We start from the raw sequence: 11,498 nt of genomic DNA on the forward strand, positions 1-11,498 counted from the left end.
AGATCCGGACGACTTCCCGGATCTAGGCCCGCCCTTCACTGCCCAGCAGAATCAGGTCTCGTCGGCTTCAGCCTGCTCTTCCTCGGTACTCCGTTCCAGCACCCGTCCCTCGCCCGGAGCGAGGCTCCCGAGGATGCGGTCCAGATCCTCCATCGAGGCGAACTCGACGACGATCTTTCCCTTCTTCTGCCCGAGATCGACCTTCACCCGTGTCTCGAAACGATCAGAGAGACGCGATGCAAGATCAGTCAGAGCTGGTGAGACCCGGCCGCCGGCCCTGGGCCCCCGAGGCTTCGCGGAACTCGTCGGTTCCGAACCGAGGAGATTCACGATCTCCTCAACCGCGCGCACCGACAGTCCCTCAGCCACGATGCGGTGAGCCAGCCGATCTTGCTCGTCGGAATCATCCACCGAAAGCAAGGCCCTTGCATGACCGGCCGAAAGGACACCAGCCGCGACCCTGCGCTGCACCGGCGGTGAGAGCCTCAGCAGGCGCAGTGTGTTCGACACCTGAGGACGGGACCTCCCGATGCGGTCCGCCAGCTGATCATGGGTGCACTTGAAGTCCTTCAACAGCTGGTCGTACGCTGCCGCCTCTTCCAGAGGGTTCAGCTGCGCCCGGTGCAGGTTCTCGAGGAGGGCGTCGAGAAGCAGCTTCTCGTCATCCGTCGCACGGACGATGGCCGGGATGCGTTCCAGGCCGGCTTCGCCACACGCCCTCCAACGGCGCTCGCCCATGATGAGCTCGTAGCGGTCGTCGTCGACCTGGCGCACGATGACGGGCTGGAGGAGACCGACCTCCTTGATGGAGGTGACCAGTTCCGCGAGAGCATCTTCGTCGAAGACCTCGCGCGGCTGCTTCGGGTTCGGCGAGATCGAGGTGAGGGGAACCTCCGCGAAATACGCACCGGCGACTTCGTTCTGTTCGGCCGCAGGCCCCCTCTCCCCGACAGGGGAACTCGGTTCCGGCACCAAAGGACCGGACGGGAGCGCCGTCAGTTTCGCGACGGCCACCCCACGCTCTGCCGTCATCGTGGGCCCCGCAGCCCCCGCGGCCGTACCGGACGCGGGGCTGGCGACCTGCTTCTCCTGGGGAGCCGCGGGGATCAGCGCACCGAGTCCACGCCCCAGCCCTCTACGACGCTCGCTCACTGCATGCCCTCCGAATGACTCTGCTGACTGTTCTGGACGCCCGTGTGGGCAGGATCGCCCACCGGAGCATGCTGAGCCTCGTAGTGAATCCCGACGCCTCTCAGCGCGATCTCACGGGCCGCCTCGAGGTAGGACAGAGACCCGCTGGAGCCCGGATCGTACGTCAGGACGGTCTGCCCGTAGCTCGGAGCCTCAGAGATCCGTACCGAACGCGGAATGCTGGTCCGCAGCACTTCCTTGCCGAAGTGGGTGCGCACCTCCTCCGCGACCTGCGAGGCAAGCCGGGTCCGGCCGTCGTACATGGTGAGCAGGATCGTCGATACGTGAAGGTCGGGGTTCAGATGCCCCCGAACCAGGTCGACGTTGCGCAGAAGCTGACCGAGACCTTCCAGTGCGTAGTACTCGCACTGGATCGGGATGAGTACCTCTGCTCCGGCCACGAGCGCATTGACCGTCAGCAGACCGAGCGAAGGCGGGCAGTCGATGAGGATGTAATCCAGCGGCTGGTCATACGCCTGGATCGCCCGCTGCAGTCGGCTTTCCCGCGCGACCAGCGACACCAGCTCGATCTCCGCACCGGCGAGATCGATGGTTGCCGGAGCGCAGAAGAGGCCTTCGACATCCGGGACGGGCTGCACGACCTCGGAGAGCGGCATGCTCTCCACCAGAACGTCGTAGATGGAGGGGACTTCCGCGTGGTGGTCGATCCCCAGAGCCGTGGACGCGTTGCCCTGCGGATCGAGGTCCACCACCAGGACGCGGGCACCGTGCAGCGCGAGCGAAGCGGCGAGATTGACCGTCGAGGTCGTCTTACCCACACCACCCTTCTGGTTGGCGACGACCATGACGCGCGTCCGGTCTGGCCGTGGCAGCCCTTCACCGGCGCGGCCAAGGGCCTCAACCGCCAGCTGAGCCGCACGCCCAATAGGTGTGTCGTCCATAGGCGGCGGTGTTTCACGTGAAACACCGCCCCCCAGGGACTCGGTACGGGGACCGGGGACCGGATCGGTCATCGGTCCCGCGATGTTGGCGTCGGACCGCAAGGATTCACTCTCCTCGACTTCAGGCTCGCAATGAACAGAGCCTGCCATGCTTTCGGGGTCGTGAACCAGCGAGGCTGACTGTTCTGTGGATGAAACCGGTTCTGTGGACAACTCAGTAACCCGCACGGGCTTGCGGTCGCGCGGCGCGGCAGCCGCACGACCACGGCCGATGATTCCCTGCAGCAGAGAGCGACGTTTCACGTGAAACACGATGCCTCTGCAGTCCAACAGCAGGCCACCGACACTCCGCAGGCCGCACATATCGCTGCATGCATGGAGCATCAACGTAAAAACCCATCAATGGCACCAAGAACCCATAAGGAGCGCCAGGCCGAGCCCTTGAACGGCTCCCCTCAACGGCGTCGCCGCGTACGGCCTACCCTCGCAGCCTTGGCCCGCTTTGCGGCGAACCTCACACCGCCGGGGCTCTCGCCGACCACCACACGAACGACGGTGGACGTGGGATCGACGAGACCCTCGCCGACGTGCAGCACCTCGGTGTCCACCACTCCGAGCTTGCTCAGCGCCGCGCGAGCCCCCTGGATCTCCTCTTCGGCTGTGCCCCCCTTGAGAGCCAGCATCTCGCCATACGGACGAAGCAGGGGGACACCCCAGCCGGCCAACCGGTCGAGGGGAGCGACGGCGCGGGCCGTCACCACATGAACGGGCTGCAGCGTCCCCAGCACCTCTTCAGCCCGGCCACGAACGACCGTCACGTGATCAAGCCCCAGGAGCTCGACGACCTCCTGGAGAAAGTTCGTACGCCGCAGCAACGGCTCGAGCAGCGTGATCTTCAGGTCGGGACGTACCAATGCCAGCGGAATGCCGGGAAGGCCGGCGCCCGAACCCACGTCGCACACCGTGACGCCCTCGGGAACCACCTCTGAGAGCACCGCACAGTTCAGCAGGTGGCGTTCCCAGAGCCGCGGCACCTCGCGAGGACCGATCAGCCCACGCTTGACGCCCGCGTCAGCGAGCAGCTCCGCGTACCTGACAGCTTCTGGGAGGAACTCACCGAATACCGCCTGCGCCTCCTTGGGCGCCTGAGGGAGCTCTGCTTCCTCCGTCACGGGGACCGTCCTTCCGTACCGCACTAGCACGCTGACTATCAGGCTGACAAAGATCGGCCCCGCCTGCGAACAGACGGGGCCGACAGTACAAGGATCCGGTCAGGCCGGGAGAACGACGACGAAGCGCTGCGGCTCCTCGCCCTCGGACTCGCTGCGCAGACCCGCTGCCGCGACCGCGTCGTGCACGACCTTGCGCTCGAACGGCGTCATCGGCTCGAGCTTCACAGACTCGCCCGAGCTCTTGACCTCATCCGCGGCCTTGGCACCCAGCGCCGCCAGAACCTCACGCTTCTTGGCACGGAAGCCGCCGATGTCCAGCATCAGGCGGCTGCGGTCACCGGTCTCGCGGTGAACGGCCAGACGCGTCAGCTCCTGAAGCGCCTCCAGCACCTCACCGTCTCGGCCCACGAGCTTCTGCAGGTCGCGCGCCGATTCGCTGATGATCGAGACCGCGGCCCGGTCCGCCTCCACGTCCATGTCGATGTCGCCGTCGAGGTCGGCGATGTCGAGCAGGCCTTCGAGGTAGTCAGCCGCGATCTCCCCCTCCTGTTCGAGGCGGGTCAGAGTGTCGCTGCCCTCAGCGGCCGTGGTGGTGGTGCCTTCCGTCACGGATGGACTCCTTCTTACTTCTTGGACGGGTGCTTGGGCCGCTGCGGGCCCTTGCGCTGTCCGGACTTGGCTTGGCGTGAGGAGCCGGACGCGGCGGGCTTGTCCGCCGACTTCGGCTTGTCGTCCTGCGAGGCGTCCTGCTTCTCCAGAGACGTCTTGGCTTCCGAGTCCGTGGAGCCGGAGCTCTTCGCCGTACCGGGAGGCGTGGCAGCAGTGTGGCGCTTCGCCTTGGTCTGACGCTTGGGCTGCTGGCGCTTGGGCGCAGCACCGCCCTCGGCCTCCAGAACGGCTGCTTCGCTCTTCGTCACCGTCCCGTCCTCCTGGGCGGCGAGGCCGAGCTTGCCCAGACCGGTGATGAACTTGCGCTCGATGTCGTTGCGGTCGGGGCCCTTGGCGACGATCCGCTTGACCGTGTTACGCCGGGTCCGGCCACGTACCTCACCGTGCGAGGTCACACTCTTCAGCACGCGGTTCAGGTACTGGTCCTGCGCCTTGCTGCCCGGAGTCGGGTTCTGGTTGATCACGTACATCTGCTGACCCATGGTCCAGACGTTCGTGGTCAGCCAGTAGACGAGGACACCGACGGGGAAGTTGATGCCCATGACCGCGAAGATCACCGGGAAGATGTACATCAGCATCTTCTGCTGCTGCATGTACGGGGTCTTCACCGTGAGGTCGACGTTCTTCGTCATCAGCTGTCGCTGTGTGAAGAACTGCGACGCGGACATCATCACGATCATGATCGCGGTGACGACACGGACATCGGTCAGGGAGGCGCCGAGGGCCGAGACCTTCTCTTCGCTGTCCATGAACTTCGCGGCCAGCGGCGCGCCGAAGATGTGTGCCTGACGGGCGCTGTCCAGCAGCGGCTGGTCGATGACGCCGATCGTCTTGCCCGAGGCGATGGCCGAGAGCACGTGATACAGGGCGAAGAAGAACGGGGACTGCGCCAGGATGGGAAGGCACGAGGAGAGCGGGTTGGTACCCGTCTCCTTGTACAGCTTCATCATCTCTTCGGACTGACGCTGCTTGTCGTTCTTGTAGCGCTCCTGGATCGCCTTCATCTTCGGCTGGAGCACCTGCATGTTCCGCGTCGACTTGATCTGCTTGACGAACAGCGGGATCAGACAGATACGGATCAGAATCACCAGGGACACGATGGACAGGCCCCAGGCCCACCCCGTGTCATCGCCGAAGAGCGCTCCGTACAGCTTGTGGAACTGGACGATGACCCATGAAACAGGCGTGGTGATAAAGCTGAACAGACTGGCAATCGTGTCCACTAATCAGGCTCCTTGAGCTTTGGGCGAGGTCTCTGTGGCCGGGCTCAGGGGTTCGGAGACCGACCCCCCGGAAGGCACATCGGCGGCGGAGTCCCCGCCCTTGCCGCCACGCACCCAGGTGCGCAGCAGTTCGTGCCAACGCGGACGTTTGCGTGGCGCTACATAGTCCACGCCGCCGGGTGACCACGGATTGCAACGCAGGATGCGCCATGCGGTCAGCGCTGTTCCCTTGATCGCACCGTGCCGGTCGATCGCCGTATATCCATAGTGGGAACACGACGGGTAGTAACGGCAGACAGGCCCTAGAAGCGGGCTGATCGTCCACTGATACAGCTTGATGAGAGCCAGCAGCGGGTACTTCATCGCGCGCCCCCTCCCAGCAGCCGCTTAAGGGCGGCGTCCAGGTCTTGGGCCAGCTGTGCATGGTCGGCGTCACCCGATCCGGGTAGCGCTCGTACGACAACAAGGCTACCGGGGGGCAGCTGGGCAAGCCGATCGCGGACAAGGTGACGAAGCTTCCGCTTCACCGCCGTGCGCACGACTGCTCCACCCACTGCTTTGCTGACAACGAAACCCGCACGCGGCGGGGGAGCACTCTCCCCTGTCACGTGCGGGTCCGTAGCACCGCTGCGTAGATGCACGACGAGAAGCGGGCGTCCGGCCCGACGTCCCCGGCGTACAGCGACCGCGAAGTCCTCGCGCCGCCTCAGCCGATTCTCGGTAGGCAGCACGTCATGACCTGACCGCGATCAGGCGGACAGGTTTGCGCGACCCTTGCCACGGCGGTTCGCGAGAATCGCGCGGCCGGCACGGGTACGCATACGCAGTCGGAAGCCATGGGTCTTGGCGCGACGACGATTGTTCGGCTGGAAGGTGCGCTTGCTCACTCGGGGGCTCCAGAAATGATTCGTGTGTTGGCGGGACATCGCCTGGCTGTCACCGTGCGCCCACGAGGAACTCGCGTAAACGCCTTAGTGCACCGCTTCACAATCACAGATCGTGATGTTTGCCCATCGGAGGCAGGCGGCAGCAGCCATCGACAACTCGACCTGGTCACGGTACGCGCGGCTACGCCATCCGGTCAAACCGGCTCCGCAGCACCCCCTGCTGTACACAGCCTGTGGACAACAACTTGAACCGCGCGGGTCGGCCTGACTACCGTGGCTGAACTCCGGTTCTTTTCCTTCCTGCCTGCCGGGCCTCACCCGACCCGACCCATCCCGTCCCGAGAAGCACACATTCGTGGGACATGCGAGAGAGCGTGCCTTGTGGCTGATGTACCTGCCGATCTTGCCGCAGTGTGGCCGCGAGTGCTGGAGCAACTCCTCGGGGAGGGCCAGCAGGGCATCGAGCCGAAGGACAAGCAGTGGATCGAGCGCTGCCAGCCGCTGGCACTCGTCGCCGACACCGCGCTGCTGGCCGTACCCAACGAGTGGGGCAAGCGTGTCCTGGAGGGCCGGCTCGCACCGCTGATCAGCGAGACCCTCACCCGTGAGTGCGGGCGCCCGATCAGGATCGCAATCACCGTCGACGATTCGGCGGGCGAGCCTCCCGCCCCGCCGGCGCCCCCGATGCACCAGCCCCCCCAGGGGCAGCAGTCGCACCGCTACCAAGGACCGCGGCACGACGAGCCCCCGCGCAACGACGGGTACGACAGCTACGGCCCCCGGCCCTCCGACGACGGCATGCCCACGGCCCGCCCCGCCTACCCCGACTACCAGCAGCACCGCCCTGAGCCCGGCGCCTGGCCCCGAGCTCAGGAGGACCTCTCCTGGCAGCCCCGGCACGGCGGGTATCAGGAACGTGATCCCTACGCGCGCCCGCAGCAGCCGCAGCACGACTACCGTCCGCAGCCGCCCGAACACCAGGGCTACGAGCCGCAGCGGGACAGCCGGGACCGTCACGATCTGCAGGACCAGCAGCCCCAACACCGCCAGGGCCCTCCCGGCACCGGGAGGGCCGGCGGAGGCCCCATGGGCACCCAGTCCGCGCCACCGCCCGGAACCGGGGAACCGCACGCCCGACTGAACCCGAAGTACCTCTTCGACACCTTCGTCATCGGCGCCTCCAACCGCTTCGCGCACGCGGCGGCCGTCGCCGTCGCCGAGGCTCCCGCGAAGGCGTACAACCCCCTCTTCATCTACGGGGAGTCGGGACTGGGCAAGACCCACCTCCTGCACGCCATCGGGCACTACGCGCGGAGCCTCTACCCCGGCACCCGGGTGCGGTACGTGAGCTCCGAGGAGTTCACCAACGAGTTCATCAACTCGATCCGCGACGGAAAGGGAGACACCTTCCGCAAGCGGTACCGCGACGTGGACATCCTCCTGGTCGACGACATCCAGTTCCTGGCGAGCAAGGAGTCGACGCAGGAGGAGTTCTTCCACACCTTCAACACGCTCCACAACGCCAACAAGCAGATCGTCCTGTCCTCGGACCGTCCGCCCAAGCAGCTGGTGACGCTCGAGGACCGGCTGCGCAACCGGTTCGAGTGGGGCCTCACCACGGACGTCCAGCCGCCCGAGCTGGAGACCCGTATCGCGATCCTCCGCAAGAAGGCCGTGCAGGAACAGCTCAACGCCCCGCCGGAGGTGCTCGAGTTCATCGCCTCGCGGATCTCGCGCAACATCCGTGAGCTGGAGGGCGCTCTCATCCGTGTGACGGCCTTCGCGAGCCTGAACCGGCAGCCCGTGGACCTCGGTCTGACCGAGATCGTGCTCAAGGACCTGATCCCGGGCGGCGAGGACTCGGCTCCCGAGATCACCGCGCCGGCCATCATGGCGGCGACCGCGGACTACTTCGGGCTGACAGTGGAAGATCTCTGCGGATCCTCCCGCAGCCGCGTCCTGGTGACCGCGCGCCAGATCGCCATGTATCTCTGCCGCGAGCTGACGGATCTCTCCCTGCCCAAGATCGGTGCCCAGTTCGGCGGGCGCGACCACACCACGGTGATGCACGCCGACCGGAAGATCCGCGCGCTGATGGCGGAGAGGCGCTCCATCTACAACCAGGTCACCGAGCTCACCAACCGAATCAAGAACGGCTGAAGCTCCGGATCAGCAGCACGCCGCGCCCAGGGCGCCTCACGAGGACCGTACGACGTCCTCGTGAGGCGCCCTTCTTCGCGTGCAGCCCACGGAACCGGCGCCCGGGGCCGCCCGCGGACATCCCTCAGCGGTGAGCTCTCCCGCAGCGGCGCACCGGCCCCGGGCGTCCCCGGAGCCTTGTCCTGGAACGCTCCTGAGCCCGCCCGGACGTGCTCCCACGGCAGCCTCCGACGGCCTCCGAGGCCCTCCGCGCAGCACTTTGCCGCGTTGGGCGACGGCCCGCGAGACCGCTCGATCCATGTGGAGTGTTCGAATACAGGCCCCTGACGAGCGCTTCTCCACAGAAGAAGCCAGAATCTGGCGTCCACAGCCTGGGGACTGTGAAGTTGTCCAGATTGCGTCCACAGGGCCTGCTGTCGATACTCCATCAGGCCAGGTCACATGCCTGGGGATTTGTGGCCAACGATGATCCACAGCCTGTGGACAGAATTTTCGTCCACAGGCGCTCGACGATGTTGTCCACCGGCGACCCACAGGCATGCCGTCGTTGTCCCCAGCTTCTCCACACCCCTGTCCACTGTTCGGCAACCCAACACCCGCTTTCACTGCCGCGAGTGAAAGGCGTCACACCAGGAGGTCGGATTGAGCTGTGGGGAACGGGGGTAAAGCTGGGGACAGCCCTGGGGAGAAGTCACCCCGCCCTGTGCATCGGGTGTGCAGAACTTTCGCGTGTCCACAGAAACGCATGGTTGTCCACCGGTGTCACCCACAGGGGCGGTGGACAAAAAACCGCTGCTGACCTGCGCAGATGACGTTATCCACGGTTTCCACAGGGCCTACTACTACTACCACTCAGAGTTAGCCAGGAATCAGCTTCGAAGCAGGGCCTGTGCACAACTCGAGCGGCGACCTCGGCACGCCTCTTGGCACGACTTGACCCCGAGCAGCAACGAGTGTCGGTGCCGTACGTCAGACTGGACCCCGGCGGTCTCCCCCAGCCTCTCGGCAGGGAGCCCCGTTCAGACGACGAAGGCCAGCAGGGCGAGCGAGCAACAGCAGGAGGCGGTTCCGGTGAAGATCCGGGTGGAGCGCGATGTACTCGCGGAGGCGGTGGCCTGGGTGGCCCGTAGCCTCCCGGCCCGTCCGCCGGCGCCCGTTCTCGCGGGCCTTCTCCTGAAGGCTGAGGACGGAGCCCTCAGCTTCTCGAGCTTCGACTACGAGGTCTCGGCCAAGGTCTCGGTGGACGCCGAGATCGAGGAGGACGGGACGGTCCTCGTCTCCGGCCGCCTGCTCGCCGACATCTGCCGCGCCCTGCCGAACCGGCCGGTGGAGATTTCCACGGACGGTGTACGGGCCACGGTGGTCTGTGGCTCCTCCCGGTTCACACTCCACACACTGCCTGTGGAGGAGTACCCGGCGCTTCCCCAGATGCCGACGGCCACGGGCACCGTCCCCGGTGAGGTCTTCGCCTCCGCGGCGGCGCAGGTCGCCATCGCGGCCGGCCGCGACGACACCCTGCCCGTCCTGACCGGTGTCCGGATCGAGATCGAGGGCGACACCGTCACCCTCGCGTCGACCGACCGCTACCGCTTCGCCGTCCGTGAGTTCCTGTGGAAGCCGGAGAACCCCGACGCCTCGGCCGTCGCTCTGGTGCCCGCCAAGACCCTTCTGGACACGGCCAAGGCCCTGACCAGCGGCGACACTGTGACGCTGGCGCTGTCCGGCTCAGGTGCGGGCGAGGGGCTCATCGGTTTCGAGGGCGCCGGCCGCCGGACGACCACGCGGCTGCTCGAGGGTGACCTCCCGAAGTACCGGACGCTCTTCCCGACCGAGTTCAACTCGGTCGCGGTCATCGAGACCGCCCCGTTCGTCGAGGCCGTCAAGCGCGTGGCCCTCGTCGCCGAGCGCAACACCCCGGTGCGGCTCAGCTTCGAGCAGGGTGTGCTGATCCTCGAGGCCGGATCCAGCGACGACGCACAGGCTGTGGAGCGTGTCGACGCCGTGCTCGACGGCGACGACATCTCGATCGCCTTCAACCCGACCTTCCTGCTGGACGGGCTCAGCGCGATCGACTCCCCGGTCGCTCAGCTCTCCTTCACGACGTCGACCAAGCCCGCGCTGCTCAGCGGCCGGCCTGCCGTCGACGCCGAGGCGGACGACGCGTACAAGTACCTGATCATGCCGGTCCGCCTCTCCGGCTGATCCGGCGTGCTTGCTGTCATGGCAGTTTCCGGCGGGCAGGCTCAGCGCCGAGTGGGCTCACCGTGCTGCACCCCGCCGTGCTGCCCGGCCCGGGCGTAGGCTCGGGCCTGGGTACGAATCGGCACAACGCTTAAGGAATCTCTGATGGAGCTCGGTCTCGTCGGCCTCGGCAAGATGGGCGGCAACATGCGCGAGCGCATCCGCCGCGCAGGGCACACGGTCATCGGTTACGACCGCAACCCGGACGTCGCCGATGTCCACAGCCTCGAAGAGCTTGTGGGCAAGCTCAAGGGTCCGCGCGTCGTGTGGGTCATGGTCCCGGCGGGCGCCGCGACGCAGTCGACCATCGACGAGCTGGCCGATCTGCTGTCCCCGGGCGACGTCGTCGTGGACGGCGGCAACTCCCGCTGGACCGACGACGAGAAGCACGCGGTCGAGCTGGGCATCAAGGACATCGGCTTCGTCGACTGCGGTGTCTCCGGCGGTGTCTGGGGCCTCGAGAACGGCTACGCCCTGATGTACGGCGGCACCGAGGAGAACGTCGCCAAGGTCCAGCCGATCTTCGACGCCCTCAAGCCCGAGGGCGACTTCGGTTCCGTCCACGCGGGCAAGGTCGGCGCCGGCCACTTCGCCAAGATGGTTCACAACGGCATCGAGTACGCGATGATGCAGGCCTACGCCGAGGGCTGGGAGCTCCTGGAGAAGGTCGACTCGGTCACCGACGTGCGCGAGGTCTTCCGTTCCTGGCAGGAGGGCACGGTCATCCGTTCCTGGCTGCTCGACCTGGCGGTCAACGCGCTGGACGACGACGAGCACCTCGACCAGCTCCGTGGCTTCGCCGCGGACTCCGGCGAGGGCCGGTGGACGGTCGAGGCCGCCATCGACAACGCCGTGCCGCTGCCCGCGATCACCGCGTCCCTGTTCGCGCGCTTCGCGTCGCGGCAGGACGACTCGCCGCAGATGAAGATGATCGCCGCGCTGCGCAACCAGTTCGGCGGTCACGCGGTCGAGAACAAGAAGTAGGACCGCACGGGAGCGGGGCCGCGGGCAGCAGCCCGCCCGCGGCACAGCTGAACACAGCAGAGCAAGCAG

The 11,498-nt window shown here is 66.6% G+C and carries 11 protein-coding genes; 3 read left to right on the plus strand and 8 right to left on the minus strand.

The window, feature by feature from the left end; genetic code table 11:
* Positions 1–51 precede the first annotated feature (51 nt).
* The 8 genes from P8A20_RS18115 to rpmH form a co-directional block, all read right to left on the minus strand.
* Positions 52–1,152, minus strand: a complete 1,101-nt coding sequence (locus P8A20_RS18115) for a ParB/RepB/Spo0J family partition protein (RefSeq protein WP_147958567.1) — start codon at positions 1,150–1,152, stop codon at positions 52–54.
* Entirely contained in the window at positions 1,149–2,243 is a 1,095-nt protein-coding gene (locus tag P8A20_RS18120) for a ParA family protein (protein WP_147960349.1), read from the minus strand. Before P8A20_RS18120 ends, P8A20_RS18115 begins: the two co-directional genes overlap by 4 nt.
* Positions 2,244–2,548: 305 nt before the next feature.
* Positions 2,549–3,265: a 16S rRNA (guanine(527)-N(7))-methyltransferase RsmG gene (rsmG, locus tag P8A20_RS18125; protein WP_147958568.1), complete on the minus strand. Its 717-nt coding sequence runs from the start codon at positions 3,263–3,265 to the stop codon at positions 2,549–2,551.
* Positions 3,266–3,364: 99 nt separating this feature from the next.
* Positions 3,365–3,874, minus strand: a complete 510-nt coding sequence (locus tag P8A20_RS18130) for a Jag family protein (RefSeq protein WP_147958569.1) — start codon at positions 3,872–3,874, stop codon at positions 3,365–3,367.
* 14 nt (positions 3,875–3,888) lie between these two features.
* Positions 3,889–5,157 (minus strand): membrane protein insertase YidC, encoded by a 1,269-nt coding sequence (yidC, locus tag P8A20_RS18135; RefSeq protein WP_147958570.1) that lies wholly within the window; start codon positions 5,155–5,157, stop codon positions 3,889–3,891.
* Positions 5,158–5,160: 3 nt separating this feature from the next.
* On the minus strand, positions 5,161–5,520 hold the full coding sequence (yidD, locus tag P8A20_RS18140) for a membrane protein insertion efficiency factor YidD (RefSeq protein ID WP_147958571.1): 360 nt from the start codon (positions 5,518–5,520) through the stop codon (positions 5,161–5,163).
* Positions 5,517–5,888 (minus strand): ribonuclease P protein component, encoded by a 372-nt coding sequence (gene rnpA, locus P8A20_RS18145; RefSeq protein WP_147958572.1) that lies wholly within the window; start codon positions 5,886–5,888, stop codon positions 5,517–5,519. Before rnpA ends, yidD begins: the two co-directional genes overlap by 4 nt.
* Positions 5,889–5,906: 18 nt before the next feature.
* A complete protein-coding gene (rpmH, locus tag P8A20_RS18150) occupies positions 5,907–6,044 on the minus strand; it encodes a 50S ribosomal protein L34 (protein WP_014047156.1) in 138 nt (45 codons plus the stop codon).
* A gap of 381 nt (positions 6,045–6,425) precedes the next feature.
* On the opposite strand from rpmH, the gene dnaA reads away from it, so the two are divergent.
* The 3 genes from dnaA to gnd all read left to right on the plus strand — a co-directional run bounded on the left by dnaA (position 6,426) and on the right by gnd (position 11,429).
* Positions 6,426–8,204, plus strand: a complete 1,779-nt coding sequence (dnaA, locus tag P8A20_RS18155) for a chromosomal replication initiator protein DnaA (RefSeq protein ID WP_306103869.1) — start codon at positions 6,426–6,428, stop codon at positions 8,202–8,204.
* Positions 8,205–9,275: 1,071 nt separating this feature from the next.
* On the plus strand, positions 9,276–10,406 hold the full coding sequence (gene dnaN / locus P8A20_RS18160) for a DNA polymerase III subunit beta (protein WP_203187768.1): 1,131 nt from the start codon (positions 9,276–9,278) through the stop codon (positions 10,404–10,406).
* A 144-nt stretch (positions 10,407–10,550) separates the two neighbouring features.
* Positions 10,551–11,429 (plus strand): phosphogluconate dehydrogenase (NAD(+)-dependent, decarboxylating), encoded by an 879-nt coding sequence (gene gnd / locus P8A20_RS18165; protein ID WP_014155225.1) that lies wholly within the window; start codon positions 10,551–10,553, stop codon positions 11,427–11,429.
* The last annotated feature ends 69 nt before the right edge of the window (positions 11,430–11,498 follow it).

Source organism: Streptomyces sp. Alt3 (assembly GCF_030719215.1).
GTDB classification, from domain to species: domain Bacteria; phylum Actinomycetota; class Actinomycetes; order Streptomycetales; family Streptomycetaceae; genus Streptomyces; species Streptomyces glycanivorans.